This window comes from Candidatus Binataceae bacterium (assembly GCA_035294265.1).
Taxonomy (GTDB): domain Bacteria; phylum Desulfobacterota; class Binatia; order Binatales; family Binataceae; genus DATGLK01.
Map to the genome: position 1 here is coordinate 75,048 of DATGLK010000085.1, position 20,014 is coordinate 95,061.

A 20,014-nucleotide genomic window follows, 5' to 3' on the forward strand; every position below is an offset into this window, starting at 1 on the left:
TATCAGGCGTGCGCCGGTGGTCAAGGCAGGAAGAAAGTCGCAATGAACGCATCCAGGATTGTAGTGGTCGGCTCGCTGGCCTTCGATAACGTCGAGACCCCGCGCGCCAAAGTTGATTTGGCAGTGGGCGGGGCGGCATCCTATTTCGCAGTAGCCGCCAGTTTCTTTGCGCCGGTAGCAATCGTGGGAGTGGTGGGACGCGATTTCCCGGCCAGCGCCCTGGAGTTCTTTCGCGCACGCGGGATCGATTTGGAGGGCTTGCAAATCGCCGACGGTCAGACCTTTCGCTGGAGCGGGCGCTATCACGAGAACATGAATGTGCGCGACACCCTCGATTTGCAGCTCAACGTGTTCGCCGATTTCACCCCACAACTGCCCGCCAGCTACCGCCAGGCCGAGGTCTGCTTTTTGGCCAATATCGATCCCGCGCTGCAGTTGAGGGTACTGTCCGATTTGCATCGGCCGCGCCTGGTGGCCGCCGACACGATGAACTACTGGATCGAAAATGCCCATTCCAAGCTGATTGAACTGCTGCGGCGGGTGGAGCTGTTGGTCATCAACGATCAGGAGGCCTACCAGCTCTCCGGCCACGACAATATTGTCAAAGCCGCCCGCGCCATTATCGCGATGGGACCGCGCCATGTAGTAATCAAGCGCGGCGAATACGGCGCGATCCATTTTTCGTCCGATTCGGTTTTCGCGGTGCCCGCCTATCCGCTGGAAGAGGTGGTCGATCCCACCGGCGCAGGCGATACTTTCGCCGGCGGCCTGATGGGCTGGCTGGCCAAGCAAGGCAACCTCACGATTGCTGCCATCCGTCAGGGCATGGTTTACGGTAGCGTGTTGGCCTCGATGGTGGTCGAGGACTTCAGCTTCAATCGGCTACGCGAGTTGGATCAGGAAGGGATCGACAAGCGCTACCGGCAGTTCGTGGCCTTGACCCAGTTCTAGCAAGGGGCTGAAAAACCCGGTGGTAGGCGAGAGCGTCGCGCTATAAAAACAGCACCGTAAAAGCCGGCATCCTTCCTCACGCTTCTTCCCGAGATTCGGGAGGACATAGGAGAAGGAGGGACGCGATTCTGAAAAGGTCGGGCTGAAACTAGTTGTTATGGCACAGTCTGAACACGCCCAAGCGGAAAGCCGCGCCGCCCGCAACCTGCGTGAGATTTTCGAATCCGGGCGGCCGCTCACCTATATTCGTTCGGCCGAAGAACGGCGCATCGCGCGCGTGCTGCGCGAGCTAGGCCAACGCCTCTACCACGACCTGCAACTCCCGGTATGGACCTGGAGTCTAACCCAGGGGTTGCTTGATGCCGAGGGCGCGGTCAAGGCGCAGGGGGCACGCGAGGCGCTGGATTTTATCGCCGCGCATAAGGCACCCGCCATTTTTCATCTCAAGGATTTTCACGAGCCGATGCGCGAGGCGCCCGAGATTCGCCGCCGCCTGCGCGATCTGTACGAAGCCTGTTTCGATCAGCGCCAGTTCGTGGTCATCAGCTCGCCGGTGCGTTTCATTCCCGAGGAAATCGAGCGCGACTTGGTCTATTTGGAATTGCGCCTACCCGATCATCTCGAGTTGACCGACTTTCTGCGCGAAGAAGCCCGCCAGGTGGTAAATCTGGGTATGCAAGCCGACGCCAGCGAAACCACCCTCGAGCAGCTCGCGCGGGCCCTGCAAGGGTTGACCCTGGACGAGGCGCGCCATGCGGTGCGCCGCGCATTGGCCGCCAACGGCCGGCTGAGCGCTGAATCGATGCCCGCGCTGCTGGAGGAGAAACGACTGCTGGTCAACCGCAGCGGGGTGGTCGAGTTCATCTCGGACGGGACCGGGCTGAACCAGGTGGGCGGTCTGGAAACGCTGAAGAACTGGCTGTTGGAGCGGCGCAAGCTCTTTCAGCTTCGCGACAGCCTGAGTGCTGACATCGCACCCAAAGGGGTGTTGGTGATGGGTATTCCAGGCTGCGGCAAGAGCCTGTGCGTCAAGGCGATCGCCTCCCAATTCGAGCTGCCGCTTTATCGCATCGACATGATCGAGGTCTTCTCCGGACGCCATGGTCAGGCCGAGGGCATCTTTGTGCAGGCTTGCCGGATGCTGGAGGAGATGGCACCGGCGGTAATCTGGTTCGACGAAATCGAGATGGGCATCACCTCGGCCGAATCAGGTGGCGAGCAGGGACGCATCTTTGCTTTCTTCCTGACCTGGATGCAGGAAAAGACCCGCGGCCTGTTCGTGGCGGCCACCGCCAACCGGATCGATCTGCTGCCTGCGGAAATGATCCGCAAGGGGCGCTTTGATGAGGTCTTCTTCGTCGACGTGCCGCTGGAGAATGAGCGCCTGGAGATCTTCAAAATTCATCTCAACCGGCGCGGCGTGGACACGGATAAATTCAATCTGGAACGTTTGGCGGCGTTCTCCAACAGTTGGACCGGCGCCGAGATAGAACAATGCGTGGTCTCGGCCCTGACCAAAGCGCAACTCGAAGAACGCCCGGTGACGGAAGAAGATTTGGTCAATATCGCGGTCACCATCGTACCACTGGCGCGCACGATGAAAGAGCAAATCGATCACATCCGCGGCTGGGCCTTTGAACGCGCTCTGCGCGCCTCGCCCATTCCAATCGGCCGCTGACCCCACCAGCACGAGGACCCGCGCGACCACCAAAGCCGAAGCCCCACGCGGGCGCGCCGTTCGAAGGCGCGCTTGGTTCGTCACCCAGCGCGCCATGGCGCACGATGAGGATAGGGGTCTTAATCCTCATCTCGTCGATCCAAAGTCAGCGATCCCGACTCAAGGCAAGGCCGCGCTCGCCGGCTTGACCGCGACCGCCGAGCGCATGAACTTCTGGAGTACAGACAAGGGCCGACAAGCGGCCACCGCCATCGCGTTGACCAGCAATACCAGAGCCATAACGGCGTAGGCGTCGGCGTAGCCGCCAGTGCGATCGAAGGTCCATCCCGCCAGCAGCGATCCGGAGGCCTGGCCGATAGTCAAAGCCAAGTTGGAGAGCCCGGCGATCAGGCCGTAGCGCTTGAGGCCTAAAGTTTCGATCGTCAAGACCGGCAGCAGAGCCAGCGGCGTACCCCAGGTCAGGCCGTAAAAAACCAGTGCGGGCAGCAAAAAGCCGGAGTGAGCCGCGCCGATTAACAGCATTCCGCCCAGCCCTTCCAATAGGCAATTGATCACGGTAGCCAAACGGCCACTGCGCCGGTCGGCCAACAGTCCAAGCATCACCTTGCCGAGCGAGGTGATGCCCAGCACGACACTGACCGCAATCGCCGCTTGCCCTGTGCGGTACCCAATGCCGGTTAAATAGGCGGGCAGATGGGGCACCACAGCGCCGGCGGCGGCTCCCGCTGTCCATTCGCTTGCGACGATGGTCCAAAATTCCCGGGTTTTCAGGGCGGGCGCCACCTCCAAGCCGGGCAGCACATTTGTTGCCTCGCGCTCATCGGCGCGGGGCGCCGGGGGCGCGCTGCGCAGGATCAGCATCAGCGGCAAAATAATGATGAAAGGAGCAAAGCCCATCGCCTGATAGGAAGCGCGCCAGCCGAAATGAACGATTAGCGAGTTGACGATGAGCACCATCACACTGCCACCGAGCGAGGTGCCCGCCATCGCCACGCCCATCGCCAAGCCCGGCCGGCGCCCAAACCAGTTACCGACGATGAAGGAAACCGGGACCAAACCGCCCAAGCCGCCCCCCAGCCCGACCAGCAGATTGCTATACAGCAGCGCCGAGAAAGTGTGCGCGCTGCCCGCGGCGAAGAAGCTTAAGCCGCTTAGCACCGCGCCGATCATGATGACGCGGCGAGCGTCCAGCCACACCATCAAAGCGCCCGCCAACAACCCGCCCGCGCACATCCCAATCGCCGATAGCGAAGAGATCATCGCGACCCCTTCGCGGGAGGTGTGAAAGAACGCCGATACTGGCTTATAGTAGAGCCCCTGGGTGGGCAGGACCGATCCGAACATGATGGCCAGGGTCAGCCACAATCCCGCCACGGTCAGCCATGCCAGCCGCTGCTGTTTCATTTACCCCACCGCTGCAAAAGTCTGCGCAGGCCACAGTGGCGCAGGTGGGGGAAAAAGTCGAGCGGCGCGAGGAGGTCCAGGCTTCGCCTTTTAGGTTGTGTCGTTCAGAACTGTCGCGCACAGCAGCGGGGAGCGCCTTCCGAGACTTATCCGAAGGATTTCAGCTCCGCACTCGCGCCCTTGGAGAGGCCAACTTCGTCGGCATCGGTTTTTAATCCCCTATAGATGAACTCCGCCGTGGGTGCGTTTAAGATAGCGCCGGTGGAGGAAATCGCAGATTGCGTTTTCGGCAGCCGCAACCACCTCCGGAAGGGGACGCGAACTATCGATGGCGATCGTATCGGCACGGCCCTTTGCCAAGGAGCCATAGCGCGCGTTCAGAATGGCTAGGAGATCGAGCGATACCTCCGCCTTGCGCGTCAACAAGCAAGTAGCGGGTGCTTCGAGTATCAAGGTCAGGCCCGGGCGGGGAATGATGCGCTCGAGGCCACGAACAAGCCACGCTGGCACGTTTAAACGGTACCGCTGCGGATCAATCAAGAGGTCCGTGTAATAGCGATCGAAAATCACCAGGTTCGACCTAACGAGAGAGGGCCTGATCAACAAGCTGTAACCCAGTATATAGTCGATCGCGAGGTAAACGAGCTTAACTACTGACAGCCAGGTCTTAAAGCATGGGTCGGAATGAGGCTGGGGGTCTGGTGTCCAAGTGTGGCGCCCAAAAATGTCCGGCCGCTTATGAAAGCGCTGCTTGTCGCCATAGGTAGGGACGAAATCCTCGGCCAAATGCGCGGCCAGGGTGCTCTTGCCGCTGCCGTCCGGACCGAGCAACGCCAGCATCAGGCCGTCAGGACACCACAGGCGGCGGAGCAGCCGCTTGATGTTGGCCGGCCAATAGCGCAGCGGATTACCCGGATAGCGCAACATGGCGCGAAGCTTGAGTGCACGGCGCAGCGCCCCAGTATGGCTTTCCACCTGCTCCCAGTAGCCCATTCGGATCCATCCCAGTAATTGGCGACCGCGCGCTCTGCCTACCATGGCATCGCCAATAAGCTGCGCCTGTCCGCCCAATTGGTCGGCAAGTTGCGCAAGGATGAGTCGTTGCCCGGGTGGAATCTTGCCTTTTAAAATCTTTTTTACCAACAAATAGACGAATTGCGCTGTCGGCGCGGCCACCATCATGCCCACGTCACTATGCGCACCATCAAGCAATTGCTCGCCGCTGAGATAGCGCCAGCCGCAGTGCCGGAAGTCCGTGATGGCGTCGATGCATAAGTACTCGCGTTGCTGGCCGCGCATCGTGGTGGCCACGAAAAAATAAGCACCGACCTCGTAATGGATTAATTGCATGATGCGCCAGCCGCCCAATTCAATCGCCTCGCTGAGCACCGTCAAATGGCTGGGCAAAATCACTATGTCAACGTCACTCTCCGTCCCTCGCCTAGCTTCCTCCCAGCCATGCAACACGCAGTAGGTAGCGCCTTTTGCCTTTAAAATCGCCGCGATGGGGCCGAATTTCGAACCCGCCCCGTCCTCCGCCAAATTCGTCGTACTTAAGGGTATCCGTTGCCCTGACGAAGGATCTACTTGTCCTGCCAGGGGCAATGAAGGATCCTCTGTGGCAACCGCATTATCAGCCGAAAGCGCGGGTAGTGTCATAAGACTAGGCCTTGCGCCAGATTTAGATGAATGTTGTCTTGGTCAAGACTGGGCAGCAATTGACGTGCCAGTGTAACGCAGGGCTATCGCCAACTCGAAGAAACCAACAAGATTCGATAAAAACAGCAATAGCCAAATTGTTCGGAGCAAAGCTGTGATGATGCTTGGCTCTTAAGTGGTTTGGATAAAACTTTTTTGTAAGGCTTACAAAGCTGCACCGTCAAGACTGACGACGGCTTGACCTCAGCCCTGTTCGCTAAACCATCTCTTATCCCTTACTCTTGAGCTTATTTTCTCGGCATGTTGCTTGCTTCAGCATCCCGAAACGCACCATAAGTGCGCCACTTGGTGGGCCATTACCGCTGCTGGCGGTACAAAAGAAAGCGCAAAAAGGTGGCACAAATAGCGTCTTGCTGGCTTATCGCCGATTCTTCTGACCATCCACAAATTGCAGCTCAGATGGCGGCGCTGCGCGGGGTTCGGGTCTCCTTCGGCGACGAAGCTCAATTACTAAGCATCACACCCACGCCGCACAACTTGATTGTCCTAACTCTGGAGCGCTTGCAAAGACTCAGCGCAACCAGCGAACGGGCACTCGAAAAACTACTACGTGCGGGTGGCACGCTTTACGTTCGAGGCGCACCTGCCGAAAGAACTCACATTTGTCTGCCCGGATTTTTAGGCTCAGGCTTCTTCGGGCTGCCTGCCGCCGAAATGCAGTCCCATAACTTTCCCGCTCACAAGCTGCTGCCCTCGGTCTTACGCGTCGAACACTCCGAAGGCCCCTTTAGCTCCGGTGGCTCGCCCGACTTGCAACCACCATACGAACCCTTGATGTACGCAAAGGCCCTCAATAACGAGCCCTTGGCGGTACTTTTTGCCTATAATTACTGTGAAGGATGCGCCATCTTCGACCTCACTTCTGATGCCGGCACGGATGTTAGTCCATTGTTGCTTCGCCTGGCCGATCCTGCTGGCCGAGCCCGGCATTTGGGTGCCTTGATTTCTATTGACCGAGCAGTTGGGCGTGACTTCGACTGGCCTGTCGCGTTCAATCTCACCATCGACGACCGGCCCATCGATTATGATTATTTCAGTCTTTCCAGTCTGCGCAGGCTGTTCGAGCATGCCAACGATGTATTACCGGGCGTGCATCTTGATTTTTCCTGGACTCCTTCCCATCGCCACCCCACCCGCTCCTACGTGGAGTTACTCAAGCGCTTTGGCTCAGGCTTTTTGTGGCATGGCTTCGCTCGTCACGTGCCCCACGATCTCACCATGAATTTTGAACGCGAGATCGCGACTGGACGCAAGCTAGTTAGGGAAATCGAAGAGCGCTACAAGGTATGTTTTCAGCCAATAATGATCTTTCCCTTCGAACGAAGCTCTGCTGGGGCGCTGGGCAAGCTCGCTGCGGCTGGCTTGCACGCAGTGGGCGTCTCGCTGTTCGCGTACAACGAACTCTTTACTGGCGTACCGAGCTACCTTAACTATTCGATAGTCCGCAGACTTTACGCCGATGACGGGCCGCTCGTATTACGGCGCTGGTCGCTGTGGCGATTCTATAACGATCTATTACTGGCTCATGGTGTCTTGGGATTGCCGATTATGCTTACCGCTCACCCTGGTTATTTCGGTCTGAAACGATTGCCGCGTCCCTGGCAATCCAATCGGATCGACGACCTGGATCGTGTGCTGCGCTTCGCCGCAGCCAAACGGTTACGACCCCGTTCGATGGAACAAATCGCCATTGAAGTCGGCACCTCACAGAGGCCTCTTTAGTTCTGGGCCACAACTGCCGCCTGCGCGGTTAGGAGGATGTGATGGTTGCAACTCAGATACCTAGTCGAGCTTTGATTCTGGATCCGGGCGGCATGTTGGCTTTATCGATCTGTCGTCGGTTAGCCGCGTATGGATGCGAGGTCGAAATATTCGCCAGGCCCGATACGCCGGCTTTTTTTTCGCGCTTTCCGGTCTCTCGCCGGGCTGCTCCACCACTTGGCCAACCGCTAGCCGCACCGCTGCAGACTTTGGCCTTCGAGCACAAGCGTTTCGACCAGGTCTACGTCTGTAGCGAGGATGTCTTGGAAACCTTGTTGAAACTTGAACTAACCGAGCACTGGCGGGGATTGTTGCTGCCCGAACCTGCTATATTGGAGATTGTGTTGAGTAAAAACAGGACAACAGATTATTTGAGACGTGCCGGAATCAACGTACCGCGAACGATTGTCCCCCGCAGTGACCAGGAACTGCGTTACGCCGCTGAGGAGATCGGCTTCCCCTTACTAATTAAGGGAGAACGAGGCGAATCAGCTCGCAATGTTCGAATCGTCACTGAACCAAGCTCTCTTCAGACCAGTTATCAGGAGGTGAAGCAGGCCGAATTGGAGTACGGTGGCAAGCCTGCCGTGCAGCAGTTTATTCGTGGTATCGCTTATTCTGTGGGAGGATTGTTCGATCACGGTCAAGCTCTGCGACTGTGCGCACACCGCAAGCTACTGACCTATCCAGCCAACGGCGGGGTCACGGTGAGGGGCATTACGCAGCGCCCGCAGGGCCTAGTCGAAGTTGCAATAAAGGTATTTTCAGCGCTCAACTACTCGGGGCTAGGCCATGTGGAGTTTATTAAAAGTTACGACGACGAACAGTTTTGGTTTATCGAAGTCAATCCGCGCATTTGGGGTAGCTTTGAACTGTCGATTCATGCTGGGGTGGATTTGTTGTCTGCCTACCGGGGATTAGTGTCGGGAGCCAAGATAGAGCCGAACCTAAGTTATCGCGAAAACGTTTACTATCATCGCATAGCCAAGGAAGTGCGCCTGATTCGGGCACATCCAACGCGCGTATTTGGGTTTATCCGTGACACCCTGGACCCTCGAGTGAAGTCTGAGTTCACTTGGAGCGATGGTAGTACATTTGTCCGCGCGGGCTGGCGGCGCTTGATGCGCCGCCGTCTCGAGCAGGCAAGTCTCTGGGCATGGCTGCAGAGGCCTGTGTCGGCTCCGGGACATACTTCAACTACAGAGCACAAAAGCCTTGGCGACGGGCTCTAAGGCTTACGCTTCTTGGTAAACACCGTCACTCTTTATACCGAATCGTGGATACTCAGTGTAAAGAACCGACCAAATAATAGGTTCTGATCCAATCGCCCCGGCCGACAGCCACTGGTTGTGCGCAGTAGACAGCGTCTTAACGGACGCGCCTTCGACCGCTTTTAGCCGGATGTATGGGGCGGGGGCCAAAGTTGAGGGCGATATCACGTGGAGCGGCGACGTTCTCGGCTGTGGATGGAGCCGACTGCCAGGCGCGCCAGCCAGCCGCAAGCGATCGAGGCCAAGCCGGCCGCCGCCAGCGCGGCCCACGGCGGCATCACGCGGATTAGCAGCAACACCAGAGCGGCCAACAACATTACCCCACCAATCAGGCAAAATCCGATCGCCAGGAGGCTGGTGGCGAAGATTGCGATCTGGCGCTCGAGGATGCTCTTGAGGCGGGTTTCCGCCAGCCGTAGTTCGGCCTGCACAATCCGCAGCATGTCGTCCAGAGCGCGAGCGGCCAGCACCGGCCAGCTCGCCTGGCCTTTGTCGTGTACCATCGCCCGGCTCCTTTGCTCGCAAGCTCAGCGGGCGTCGTGAAAAATCAGCCCCAGGGTGAACCGCACCCCTTCGTGTAGCGGGCTCACACCATGGCGCATCCGGACACGGTAGTAACCACGCCGGCCGGGCCGAGGGCGGCGGGCCGAAGCAAAGATAATCGCGCTGCCCTGGCTCAGCGGCAGCGACCAGCCGCGGGCTTGGGCGCGGGGACGGTCCTCGAGCAGAAGAAATTCGCCGCCGCGATAGTCGCGTTCGGGGCACGAGAGCAGCACGGTGGCCTGCAGCGGGAACACCACCTCGCCGTACAGGTCTTGATGCAGGCAATTGTAGCCAGCGGTTTCATAACGCAGCAGCAGAGGCGTGGGGCGAGTCTGCCCGTGCCGATGGCAGAGCGCGATGAAATCATCGAGCGCCGCGGGAAATTGCTGTGTCAAACCCAGTTCGCGCTGCCAGCGATTGGCGACCGGCAGCAACCTAGCGTACAAGGCCGTGCGCAGTGCTTGCACCGTATCGGGTAGCGGCGCGGCAAAATATTTGTAGCTCCCTAGACCGAAGCCCTGACGCGCCATGTCAATCTGCTTGCGAAAGCGCGCACTGTCCTCCCACAGCCCGCTCAAAGCCGCACAGTGCTCCTGCTCGATAATAGGTGGCGTCACCACAAAGCCCTGCTCTGCTAACACGCGCAATAGGCTGTCCCAATCCAATCGCGCAACCCGCTTGGTAATCTCCCAGCTCTCAAGCAGGACGGTGGGGTTTGGCTCCGAATTGGCCTTCATGCCGGCAGGGGCGCGCCTTGGCGCCGATAGCGCGCACGCTGGAAGGCCGCCACGCTCTCCAGCATTCGTTTGGGCAATACCAAGGTGCCGGCGACGTTGGAATAAGGGAAGCGACGCACGTTAACATGAGCGTGCAAAGGCAAATTCTCGGCCTGATGGATTTCGTAATCCAGCGGCTGCGCGCCGACCAGAGCGAGCACTTGATGGAGGGCGCGGGCGAAACGCTCCAACATCGTCTCAGGCATTTGATCCATCGTCTGAGCCCAGCCGGGCATTACCACGTCATAGGAATGAGGAAACGTCCCCACCGGACTCAGATAGACCGCCAGCTCCCGGTCGCGCTCTAGCATCAGGCCGCAGCGCTCGGCCAAATCCGCCATTTCCTCGAACAGGCGTGGGTTGGCCCCCATCGCGGCCCGCTCGGCGGCCAGCACCGGTAGGTCTACCGGCGCGCCGATAATCTGCTGATGGACGTGGGGCTGCGAGGCGCCCGACTCACGTCCCTGATTTTTGCGGACAACTACCGAGCGTACCGCGGGATTGGCCCGCGCCATCGCCCCGATGGCGGCGCACATCCGGATGATTGCCACAAATTGCGAAGCTGCCAGCGCGCCGGTGTACATGAGGTCGGCGTGGTCGCGGGCGAGATCGAGAAAATGGCGCGGGTCCTCGACCACCAGGTAGGATTCGTTGCGCTCCCCGGTCAACTCCGGCGGAATCCGAGGAAAAAGATTTCTAAACGCGCGCAATACCCACTCCGGTTGCCCTGCCCCGTCCCACGACGGTAACTGCGCTGGTGTCAATCGCATGACCTCAGGTGGAAAGGTGCGCTCCTCGTTGCCGGGGCAAAACGGACAGTCCGCCACGGCCTGGCGCATCGCGGCTGGATCAAGTGGTGCGCTCACACTGAGCTGGGTACCCAGGGTATAGGCGAAATTCTTGTCCTGCAGATCGGCGACATAGGAGACCACGCCGGAAATCGGATTTCGGACCCAGGCCAACCCACCCGCGCGCATTTCGTATTCCAGCATCAGGCCTTTATCTTTACCCAGCCCCCCGATCAGATTTCAACTTGGGCCTTTTTCACAACAAAAACGGGAAGCGCATCAAGCTTCCCGTCTTGTTAGGCGACTGAACAAGCTTGCCTTGGCCTATTTCTTTTCCAAGCTAGGACGACTGGCTTCGCCTACCTGGATTGGCACCTTGCGCGAAGTCAGCTCCTTGGGCATCGGTACCGTCAACTCGAGCACGCCGTTATGGTAGTTGGCCTTGATATCCTCGGTTTTGATCCCGTTAGGCAACGTCAGGCTGCGCTCGAAGGAGCCATAGCTGATCTCGCGATGGAGAAAATCGCGCTCCTTGTCCTCTTGGCGACTTTCCCGCGAACCGCGCAAAGTCAGAGTGTTGCCGGTCACGCTCACCTCGACGTCTTTTGGATCGATACCAGGCAAATCGGCGCGAATTACCATTTTGTCGTTCTCCACGAACGACTCGATCGCCGGAGCTCCAATAAACTCCGCCGCAGGCGCTCCCGCGCTGCCGAAAAACCGATTGAAGACATCGTCAAAATCCCGCCGAAAGCGGTCCAATTCACGAAACGGCGACCAACCCTGAATTGCCCTGGCCATCGTTCTAACCTCCTTCTAATGATTGAAGGCTTCACCGCAAATTTAAGCACTCAGCGCGCTTTGGCAAGCGACCAAGCCCGACAGTGGCAACAATCCTGGCCGGATGGCCAAATTCACACTGCTTACAATTTCAGGTTAGTGGCGAGACCAAAAAGCACAAGCTCTTAAATCATGCCGATGACTAGAAGCGCTGAGTGGCCAGATAAAGCGCCGCGACCACGAACAGAAGCAGCGCCGCAGTGGTAAACCAACCGCGGCTGTGCCCGCCACTTTCTTCTTTGGCCGGGGGCAACGGCGCGGTGGCTGCGGCGGCGACCTCAGCCCGCTGCACTTCCTGGACGAACTTGGCCGCCATCAGATCGGAGTCAAGCTGCAACAGGCCAACGTAGCTACGCACATAGGGCAAGAGGTAAAGCGCGTCGGAAATCGACCCGTAGTCGCTGGCCTCGATCATACTTAAGTATTTGGCAGGAACGCGGATTTGGCTGGCCGCCTCATCCAAGGTCAAGTTACGAGCTTGGCGTGCCCTTACCAGATTGGCCCCAAGTTGTTCGGTGTCGCCGCTCGCAAAATTGGCTGGAGTATGATCCCTGATGCCAGCCCTAAAGCCTGGGTTGGCGTTTTGCTCGCCCCTCGGGTCCATGAGACCGCTTTTCTCGCCGGCGCTAATTGTTTCGCTCGCGCTCGGAAGCGCCCTAAATTTCCTCTTATATGTGCCATATTTTTTTTTTATAATTCAAGAGGAATTAAGCTGCTAGATTAACTTCACTTGCGGTTGACCAGAGCAATTTTCTTACCCTCCGCCGCTACAGGGCGCGAGAGCGGCCCAAGTTGCGGCAGGATGCGGCTCAAATCCCCGCGATTGATTACCAATACTACGCAACGCCCCGAGTGCCAAAGCGTGGCCAGCGCCGAGTCGTTGTCGAGAAAGCTGCCTTTGGCATCCGCGCCCGAGCTAAAGGGCGCCAATTCGCCGCGAAAGCCAACCAATACCTCTCGTCGCTTGAGGTAAAAGGGCAAGGACTGCTCGATATGGCGGTAGGAGGCCAGCACGCAATCGGATCCCAACTTGGCTGCCGCGATCTGCCGCGCCAAGCCCCGATACGATTCGCCGTACTGGCGCGCTTTCATGGCCGCGCCCAGCGCCACCACCATCCCCAACCCCAGCAAGCCGGTGGCGATCAGGGCACGGCCGGGGCTGCCCGACTTCATCTCGGCTGGCCAAGCCTGGCGCCAAGGCCAGCAGGTCAGGGTGGCCAGCACGCTTCCGCCGACCGCGCCAATCAATCCTAGCTTGAGGTCGAAAAGCAGGTCGGGAAACGCCCGCGCCGCCGCCATTTTCGGTACAACCAAGAGCGCAGCCGCGGCCGTAATCGCGTCAATCAGCGCGATACTCCCGAACCACCAGCGCAGACGCGCCAGCGGGCCTCGCAACAAAGTGCTCAAACCCAAACCTGCCAAAATCGCCAGCGCAGGAACGGCGGGCAAGATATAGGAGCCCAGCTTGGAGCGCGGGATAGAAAAAAAGAGCAGGACTACGCCGAACCACAGCACATTGAAAAGAACGGGTGCGCGCCCGGAGCTCGCCGAGGGCGGCGGCGCGCTGAAAGCGATAGGCACGAACGCGATCCAGGGCCACATCCCGGCGAGCAACACGAGAAGAAAGAAATAAGGGCCCCAGGCGTGCTCGGTACTAACCGCATAGCGCTGCAGATGTTCGTGAATCAAGAAAAACCGCAAAAAGCCGGGATTGCGAACTGTGACCAAAACGAACCACGGCAGTGTGAGTCCCAGGTAGAGTATTACGCATCCCAGCCAGGGAATCTGCCGTAGCCGCTCCCCACGCCCGCTTGATAGTAGGTAAAGCCCGGCCACCGCGCCGACCAGCACCAGCGCGACAGGCCCTTTGATAAGCGTACCCACGGCAACCATTACGGCCACCAGGTATAGCGCTCGGCGCGCCCGCGGCGCGGGCAGGCCATCCACCGTGCTATAAAAGATGGCCAACGCCGCCGTAATCGAGAATGCCAGCGGCGGGTCGAGAGTGAGAAAGCGGCTGAAGCCAAAGAAAATGGGACTGAGCGCTAAGCACAGCGCCGCTAGCGCGCCGCTGAGCGGATCGAACATCTGCTGCGCCAGCGCCATGGTGATGACGACCTGTGCGATGCTGGCCAGGACTACCGGCAGCCGCACCGCAGTTTCGTTGGGGCCCAACAGCCGGATGCTGGCGGCGGTGACCCAGTACATCAGGGGCGGTTTTTCGAAGTAGCGTACCCAATCGTCGCGCGGGCTAACGAAGTCGGCACGCAGCAACATCTCCCGCCCGATCTCGGCGTAACGCCCCTCATCGGGTTCCCAGAGCGCCGGTCGCCCTAGCCCGGGTAAATAGAGCAGCGCGGTGAGAAGGGCGCACAGGAGCAGGCGAACCCTTGGGCTAGGCCACTTCACGGGAACCCATTGTTAGGGGCCCCCTGCCGGCGAATCAACTCTCGGGGGTTGGCAAGGTCGATGGGCAAAGGGGGTACCTGGCAGAGCTTTAATAAAGCCGCGAGGTCTGGCAAAATGCCTTTGCAAACCGTTTGAAACGCCCTTGAGTCGCCCCAATCCATCGCTCCAGCCCGCGCGCAACTCCGACATTACGGCGGTGTCCGTGGTAATCCCGATCTTTAACGAGAGCGCCAACCTGGAAAAGCTTTGGCAGCGCCTGCTACCGGTAGCGCAAGGGCTCCCCTACGAGTGGGAAATCATCTTTATCGACGACGGCTCCAGCGACGATTCGCTGGCACTGCTCAGTGAGATCGCGGGACGCTGTGAGCGGGTGCGGGTCGTCGAGCTGGCGCGCAATTTCGGCCAACATGCGGCCCTGCTGGCGGGGTTCCGCGAGTGCCGCGGCGATGTGGTGGTCACCCTCGACGGTGACTTGCAAAATCCCCCCGAGGAGATCCCACGCTTGCTGAAGGCGGTCGCGGCCGGCAACGACGTGGTCGGCGGCTGGCGGGCCGAGCGCCAGGACCATGCCTACCGCCGTTTCGCTTCGCGCCTGCATAATCGGGTCACTTCGCTGATCGTGGGCGTACCGATGCACGATTACGGCTGCATGCTGCGGGCCTATCGCCGTCACATCGTCGATACCGTGATCGATTGCGACGAAAAGGCGGCCTTCATTCCCGCCCTGGCCAACAGCTTCGCCAAGCGAGTGGCGGAAATCGAGGTCGATCACGACCAACGGTCGGGAGGCGAATCGAAGTATAATCTCCTCAAATTGGCTCAACTCAGCCTCAATCTGGTGACTGGCTTCTCCCTGCTCCCAATTCAAGTCGTCAGCCTGACCGGAATCCTGATTGCGGTGGTGGGAATGCTGTTCGCAGCCCTGTTGCTGGCTCATCGATTAATCTACGGGCCCCAGCAGGAAGGTGCGATGTGGACCCTGTTTGCAGTGCTGTTCTTTTTTGTCGGCCTGCTCTTTTTGGCCCTGGGCCTGCTGGGCGAATACATCGGGCGGATTTACCAGGAGGTCCGGCGCAGACCGACCTATCTGGTCCGCGCGGTGCATGAAGGGCGCTTCCCGGTCGACTCGTGAGCCCCAGCGGCTTGTCCCGACCCGCGGCTGATTCCTCCCGCAATCCCGCTTGCGTGGTGTTCGCCTACCACGAATTGGGTTACGTCTGTTTGCAAGCATTGATTGAGTTGGGCGCGCCGATAGCAGCGCTGTTTACTCATGCCGACGCCGCCGACGAGGAAATCTGGTGGCACTCGTGCGCGCAACTGGCCCGCCAGCATCGCGTCCCGGTCTATGTCGATGTCGCGATGGACCAAGGCGGCGTGGCCCGGCTGGCGGAGATGGCGCCAGCCGTGATCTATTCCTTCAATTATCGCCGGCTGCTCCCGGCCGCAGCCTTGGCCTTGGCGCCGCTGGGCGCCTTCAACCTGCACCTCTCGAAACTACCGGCCTATCGCGGCCGGGTCCCGGTCAACTGGGTTCTGATCAATGGCGAGCAAGAGACTGGGGTAACCCTCCACCACATGGTGGCGCGCGCCGATGCGGGCGATATCGTGGCGCAGGAAGCTGTTGTGATTGACGATAGCGACACCGCCTTGGATCTCTACCGCAAATTGATTCCGCGGGGGGCTGGGTTGGTCCGCACCTACCATCCTTTGATCGCGGCCGGGCGCGCGCCGCGTTATCAACAGGATCTGCAGGCGGGCAGCTATTTCGGCCGCCGCACGCCGGAAGACGGCAAGATCGATTGGCGTTGGCCGGCGCGGCGCATCTATAACATGGTGCGCGCACTGACCCATCCCTATCCCGGCGCCTTCTGCATGTGGGGCGGACGGCGCTTATGGCTGTGGCGGGCCGCCATTGGGAGCGAGCACGGCAGCCTTGGCCCACCCGGGGCGATCCTGGCCCGCAACGGCGATGGCACGATGGAAATCGCGGCGGGAGCGGGCAGCGTTAAATTGATACGGCTGCAGATGGCCGGCCAAGATGAGCAGGAAGCAGCGGCGGTTTTGGCTCAACCGATTGCCGCCACCGCTCAACTCCAATAGGAAAAGAGACATGCGGATTTTGATTACCGGCGGCGCCGGTTTCCTGGGCTCGCACCTGACCGATGGTTTTATCGCACGGGGCGACGAGGTCTTCGTCCTCGACACCGGCTCCACGCTCAAAGTGCGCCATTTGTTGAACAACCCCCGCTTCCATTATATTCACGACTCGGTCTTCAACCTGGAGCTGCTCGACGGCCTGATCTCCAAATCCGACCTAATCTACCATTTGGCCGCCGTCGTAGGCGTGGAACATTACGTAGGAGATCCGTACGAGACTCTTAACGTCAACGTCAATGGCACCCAGAATGTGCTCAAGGCTGCCTATAAATATAACAAAAGGGTGGTTTTCAGTTCGACCTCCGAAGTTTACGGACGCAATCCCAAAGTTCCCTGGCGCGAGGATGACGACCGCGTGCTGGGCGCGACCACTGTGGATCGCTGGTGCTATTCCACCTCCAAGGCCGTAGGCGAGCATTTTTGCTTCGCCTATCACAAGCTGGGGCTGCCGGTGACGGTAGTACGCTATTTCAACGTCTATGGACCGCGCTTGGATCGCCTCGACGTGGGTCGGCTGTTTACGATTTTCATGGGCCAGTTGCTGCGCGGCACCGATCTGACCGTGGTCGGTGACGGGAAGCAGACTCGCTGCTTTACCTACGTCAGCGATGCGATCGCGGCCACGATGCAGGCGGGTTTGCGGCCCGAAGCCGACGGGCAGGCTATTAACATCGGCACCGAGGTCGAGACCTCGGTGTTGGAATTCGCTCGTCTGATGCTGGAACTGTACGGTCCCAGCGGCTGCAAAATCCGCTTCGTCAAGCAGGAAGAGGTTTATGGCAACAGTTACGAAGACATTCCGCGCCGCGTGCCTGACGCCAGCAAAATGCGCACCCTACTTGGGATCGAACCTAAGGTGGAGTTGCGCGAGGGACTAGCCAAAACCATCGCTTGGTTTCGCCAGGAGCAGGAAACTCGTTAAGCGCAGTCAGTAAGCGCGGTCAGCCCTGGTCCCGATGGTCTAACATCCGGACATAATGGAAATTGCGCTCAAAGTCGACGTGGATACCCACGACGGTCTACGCGTGGGCGTGCCACGCCTAGCCGAGTTGTTGGTCGCCGAGGGGCTGCGGGCCAGTTTCTATATCTCGATGGGTCCCGACAACTCCGGGCGCGCGCTGGCCCGGGCCTTCCGCAACCGGGGCTTTTTGCGCAAGATGTGGCGCACCCGCGCCCCCGCTATGTATGGCTGGCGCACGATCCTCTCGGGCACCCTGCTACCCGCCCGCCCGATCGCCCTGGCCTTCCCCGAACTGCTCCGCCAGTTGGCGCTGAGCGGCTTCGAGGTCGGCGTTCACGGCTACGACCACGTGCGCTGGCAGGACAACATCGACCGGTTGGGAGAAAGCGGTTTGCGCCAAGAGCTGTTTGACGCGTGGGAGGCCTTTCGCGCAATCATGGGCCAGCCGCCGCGGGCCTTTGCCGCCCCCGGCTGGCGCACCAACGAGGTCGCCTTGCGCCTGCTTGACGAACTCAAGCTGCTATACCGTAGCGATACTCGCGGCCGCAGCCCCTATCGCGTAGCTTTGGGCGAAACCGTCCTGACCACTCCGGAGATTCCCACGACCTTGCCCACCTTGGACGAAGTAATGGGACGTGCGGGCTTGCGCTCGCCTGCCGCCTTGACCCGCTTTTACCAAGATCGGCTTATTCCCGATGGTCTCAACGTCCACACCGTTCATGCCGAGACCGAAGGCATGGGGCAGTTGGAAAGCTTCACCCACCTGGTCCGGGAACTCAAGGCCAACGGCGCGCAGTTCGTGCGGCTGGACGAAATCGCCCAGCGTCTGGTAGCGGCGGAGCTACCCGTCTGCGCGGTCGTGCGGCGGGAAATTTCCGGGCGGGCAGGTTGGATTGCGGCCCAGAACGAACCCTTGAACACCTCAGCTTGACTCATCGTCAAGCCTCGGTTATCCAAAATGAAGCTGTATTCAAGCCGCCAATGGCGACCGCATGACACGCACTGACGCCTGCCGCACGCACGCGCCGCGACGCTCGCTCGCCTGAATCCGTGTCTGCTCACGTGACGCCGTAATCTAGCTGTAGGAAGCAAAGTGCTGCCACTGAAAAATTTTCTCTATTCACCTGGCCCCACCCAAATACCCCCCGAAGTGCTGCTGGAGATGGCGCACCCCATCCTCCACCATCGCACCCCCCAGTTCAGCGCGATCCTCGATCAGGCGCGCGAACGGATGAAGCCGCTGATGGGAACCCGCCAAGAGGTAATCCTGCTGGCGGCGTCAGGCACCGGCGGGATGGAAGCGGCGGTGGTTAACGTGCTGGCACCCGGCGAAGCCGCGTTGTTCGTCAACGGGGGCAAATTTGGCGAGCGCTGGGGCAAGCTGCTGAGTGCCTTCGGGATGAAAGGGCACGAACTCAAGGTCGAATGGGGCCGTGCAGTCGAGCCAGAGCAGATCGAGCGCGCCCTGGGCGAACATCCCGAAATTCGTGCGGTCCTCATCCAGGCCAGCGAAACTTCCACCTGTGCTCTACATCCGGTGGCCGAAATCGCCGCGATCACCCGCAAACGCGACGTGATGCTGTTGGTAGACGGGATTACCTCGGTGGGGGTCTTCGCCCAGGAGATGGACGCCTGGGGCGTCGACGTGATGGTAACCGGGAGTCAGAAGGCCCTGATGCTGCCGCCAGGGCTGGCGATGGTGGCCCTGTCACCGCGAGCCTGGGAGAAAGCCAAGGGCAATCGTACTCGGGGTTACTACTTCGATCTGTTCCGCGAGCGCAAAGCCCAGGTCGATGAGCATACCACCGCCTACACGCCGGCGGTGTCGCTTATCTGCGGGCTCAACAAGAGCCTGGAACTGATCGAGCGCGAAACCTTGGATGCGGTCTTCGAACGCCACCGGGTGATGGCCGAGGCTACCCGCGCGGCCGCCGCGGCAATCGGACTGAAATTACTTGCCCCCGACCATCCGGCCCCCGGGGTGACCGGGCTTCTGGTGCCAGAGTCGATCAACAGCTCCAAGGTTGTCCGCTACATGCGCGACACTCTGGGCGTGGTCGCCCAGGGCGGTCAAGATCATATGAGCGGCAAGCTGCTGCGCATCGGGCACATGGGTTACGTAACTCCCCTGGAAATTCTAATCGCGGTCGGCGCGATGGAGATGGGGCTGGCACGCGAGGGTTATCGCTTCGAGCTAGGGCGCGCAGTCGCCGCGGCTCAGACGCGCATCGCCCAGACCCAGGTTCGCACCGCGGCCGCGGCCTGAGTTGACGATGGCAAACTATCGCGTTCTGGTCAGTGATTCGCTGGCCCCCGAAGGGGTCGAGGCGCTGCGCCACTATCCCGAGCTTCAAGTCGACGTCAAAGTGGGGCTGAAGCCGCTCGAACTAGCCCAGATCATCGGACCCTACCACGCCCTGGTAGTGCGTAGCGCCACCAAAGTTACGCGCGAGGTGATTGAGGCGGCCACCAATCTAAAGGTGGTGGGACGTGCCGGGGTCGGAGTCGACAACGTGGACCTGCCCGCCGCCACCCGGCGCGGGGTGGTGGTGATGAACAGCCCGCTGGGCAACAGCGTGACCACCGCCGAGCACACGATCTCGATGCTGATGGCACTGGCCCGCCACATCCCGGCGGCCGACGCCTCGATGAAGGCGGGCAAATGGGAGCGCAACAAATTCGTCGGCACCGAAGTCTGCAACAAGGTGCTGGGCGTGGTCGGCTTGGGCAACATCGGCCGGATCGTAGCCGATCGC

General features: G+C 60.0%; 18 protein-coding genes. 10 read left to right on the forward strand and 8 right to left on the reverse strand.

The features are described from left to right. Positions 1-42 precede the first annotated feature (42 nt). Together VKV28_13675 and VKV28_13680 are read left to right on the forward strand one after the other, a co-directional pair. Positions 43-951, forward strand: a complete 909-nt coding sequence (locus tag VKV28_13675) for a PfkB family carbohydrate kinase (GenBank protein HLH77847.1) — start codon at positions 43-45, stop codon at positions 949-951. A 157-nt stretch (positions 952-1,108) separates the two neighbouring features. Beyond that, entirely contained in the window at positions 1,109-2,629 is a 1,521-nt protein-coding gene (locus VKV28_13680) for an AAA family ATPase (GenBank protein HLH77848.1), read from the forward strand. Between the two features lie 159 nt (positions 2,630-2,788). On the opposite strand, the gene VKV28_13685 is transcribed toward VKV28_13680, so the two are convergent. Both VKV28_13685 and VKV28_13690 read right to left on the reverse strand, forming a co-directional pair. Then, the gene (locus VKV28_13685; GenBank protein ID HLH77849.1) at positions 2,789-4,033 is read right to left on the reverse strand and encodes an MFS transporter; all 1,245 of its coding nucleotides are present in this window, start codon (positions 4,031-4,033) and stop codon (positions 2,789-2,791) included. Positions 4,034-4,252: 219 nt separating this feature from the next. After that, positions 4,253-5,692, reverse strand: coding sequence for a hypothetical protein (locus tag VKV28_13690; protein ID HLH77850.1), 1,440 nt, complete (start codon positions 5,690-5,692; stop codon positions 4,253-4,255). Positions 5,693-6,085: 393 nt separating this feature from the next. Here VKV28_13690 and VKV28_13695 point away from each other — a divergent pair, with 393 nt between their 5' ends. Both VKV28_13695 and VKV28_13700 read left to right on the forward strand, forming a co-directional pair. After that, the gene (locus VKV28_13695) at positions 6,086-7,474 is read left to right on the forward strand and encodes a hypothetical protein (protein ID HLH77851.1); all 1,389 of its coding nucleotides are present in this window, start codon (positions 6,086-6,088) and stop codon (positions 7,472-7,474) included. Positions 7,475-7,515: 41 nt separating this feature from the next. Beyond that, positions 7,516-8,745 (forward strand): ATP-grasp domain-containing protein, encoded by a 1,230-nt coding sequence (locus VKV28_13700; protein HLH77852.1) that lies wholly within the window; start codon positions 7,516-7,518, stop codon positions 8,743-8,745. Positions 8,746-8,948: 203 nt separating this feature from the next. On the opposite strand, the gene VKV28_13705 is transcribed toward VKV28_13700, so the two are convergent. The 6 genes from VKV28_13705 to VKV28_13730 form a co-directional block, all read right to left on the reverse strand. Further along, positions 8,949-9,287, reverse strand: a complete 339-nt coding sequence (locus VKV28_13705) for a phage holin family protein (protein HLH77853.1) — start codon at positions 9,285-9,287, stop codon at positions 8,949-8,951. Positions 9,288-9,311: 24 nt separating this feature from the next. After that, complete coding sequence (locus tag VKV28_13710; GenBank protein HLH77854.1) at positions 9,312-10,064, reverse strand: 2OG-Fe(II) oxygenase; 753 nt, start codon at positions 10,062-10,064, stop codon at positions 9,312-9,314. Beyond that, positions 10,061-11,095, reverse strand: coding sequence for a DUF4921 family protein (locus tag VKV28_13715; protein HLH77855.1), 1,035 nt, complete (start codon positions 11,093-11,095; stop codon positions 10,061-10,063). The genes VKV28_13710 and VKV28_13715 overlap by 4 nt, the downstream gene beginning before the upstream one ends. Positions 11,096-11,215: 120 nt before the next feature. Continuing rightward, positions 11,216-11,692: an Hsp20/alpha crystallin family protein gene (locus VKV28_13720; protein HLH77856.1), complete on the reverse strand. Its 477-nt coding sequence runs from the start codon at positions 11,690-11,692 to the stop codon at positions 11,216-11,218. A 181-nt stretch (positions 11,693-11,873) separates the two neighbouring features. Beyond that, the gene (locus VKV28_13725; protein HLH77857.1) at positions 11,874-12,335 is read right to left on the reverse strand and encodes a helix-turn-helix transcriptional regulator; all 462 of its coding nucleotides are present in this window, start codon (positions 12,333-12,335) and stop codon (positions 11,874-11,876) included. Between the two features lie 122 nt (positions 12,336-12,457). Continuing rightward, on the reverse strand, positions 12,458-14,140 hold the full coding sequence (locus VKV28_13730; GenBank protein ID HLH77858.1) for a glycosyltransferase family 39 protein: 1,683 nt from the start codon (positions 14,138-14,140) through the stop codon (positions 12,458-12,460). A 196-nt stretch (positions 14,141-14,336) separates the two neighbouring features. On the opposite strand from VKV28_13730, the gene VKV28_13735 reads away from it, so the two are divergent. The 6 genes from VKV28_13735 to VKV28_13760 all read left to right on the forward strand — a co-directional run. Beyond that, the gene (locus tag VKV28_13735; protein HLH77859.1) at positions 14,337-15,272 is read left to right on the forward strand and encodes a glycosyltransferase; all 936 of its coding nucleotides are present in this window, start codon (positions 14,337-14,339) and stop codon (positions 15,270-15,272) included. An 11-nt stretch (positions 15,273-15,283) separates the two neighbouring features. After that, positions 15,284-16,240, forward strand: coding sequence for a formyltransferase family protein (locus VKV28_13740; GenBank protein HLH77860.1), 957 nt, complete (start codon positions 15,284-15,286; stop codon positions 16,238-16,240). 10 nt (positions 16,241-16,250) lie between these two features. Continuing rightward, positions 16,251-17,219 carry an NAD-dependent epimerase/dehydratase family protein gene (locus VKV28_13745; protein ID HLH77861.1) on the forward strand — a complete coding sequence of 323 codons (969 nt, stop codon included), beginning with the start codon at positions 16,251-16,253 and terminating at the stop codon, positions 17,217-17,219. A gap of 55 nt (positions 17,220-17,274) precedes the next feature. Next, the gene (locus tag VKV28_13750) at positions 17,275-18,189 is read left to right on the forward strand and encodes a polysaccharide deacetylase family protein (GenBank protein HLH77862.1); all 915 of its coding nucleotides are present in this window, start codon (positions 17,275-17,277) and stop codon (positions 18,187-18,189) included. A 162-nt stretch (positions 18,190-18,351) separates the two neighbouring features. Continuing rightward, on the forward strand, positions 18,352-19,524 hold the full coding sequence (locus VKV28_13755) for an alanine--glyoxylate aminotransferase family protein (GenBank protein HLH77863.1): 1,173 nt from the start codon (positions 18,352-18,354) through the stop codon (positions 19,522-19,524). Positions 19,525-19,531: 7 nt separating this feature from the next. Then, positions 19,532-20,014, forward strand: a 483-nt coding sequence (locus VKV28_13760) for an NAD(P)-dependent oxidoreductase (GenBank protein ID HLH77864.1), incomplete at its 3' end; no start/stop codon positions are given.

Bases quoted from the DNA above. Each gene is read 5' to 3' on its own strand.
- VKV28_13675 (HLH77847.1), top strand. From the start codon at position 43: ATGAACGCATCCAGGATTGTAGTGGTCGGCTCGCTGGCCTTCGATAAC.
- VKV28_13680 (HLH77848.1), top strand. From the start codon at position 1,109: ATGGCACAGTCTGAACACGCCCAAGCGGAAAGCCGCGCCGCCCGCAAC.
- VKV28_13685 (HLH77849.1), bottom strand. From the start codon at position 4,033: ATGAAACAGCAGCGGCTGGCATGGCTGACCGTGGCGGGATTGTGGCTG.
- VKV28_13690 (HLH77850.1), bottom strand. From the start codon at position 5,692: ATGACACTACCCGCGCTTTCGGCTGATAATGCGGTTGCCACAGAGGAT.
- VKV28_13700 (HLH77852.1), top strand. From the start codon at position 7,516: ATGGTTGCAACTCAGATACCTAGTCGAGCTTTGATTCTGGATCCGGGC.
- VKV28_13705 (HLH77853.1), bottom strand. From the start codon at position 9,287: ATGGTACACGACAAAGGCCAGGCGAGCTGGCCGGTGCTGGCCGCTCGC.
- VKV28_13710 (HLH77854.1), bottom strand. From the start codon at position 10,064: ATGAAGGCCAATTCGGAGCCAAACCCCACCGTCCTGCTTGAGAGCTGG.
- VKV28_13715 (HLH77855.1), bottom strand. From the start codon at position 11,095: ATGCTGGAATACGAAATGCGCGCGGGTGGGTTGGCCTGGGTCCGAAAT.
- VKV28_13720 (HLH77856.1), bottom strand. From the start codon at position 11,692: ATGGCCAGGGCAATTCAGGGTTGGTCGCCGTTTCGTGAATTGGACCGC.
- VKV28_13725 (HLH77857.1), bottom strand. From the start codon at position 12,335: ATGGACCCGAGGGGCGAGCAAAACGCCAACCCAGGCTTTAGGGCTGGC.
- VKV28_13745 (HLH77861.1), top strand. From the start codon at position 16,251: ATGCGGATTTTGATTACCGGCGGCGCCGGTTTCCTGGGCTCGCACCTG.
- VKV28_13750 (HLH77862.1), top strand. From the start codon at position 17,275: ATGGAAATTGCGCTCAAAGTCGACGTGGATACCCACGACGGTCTACGC.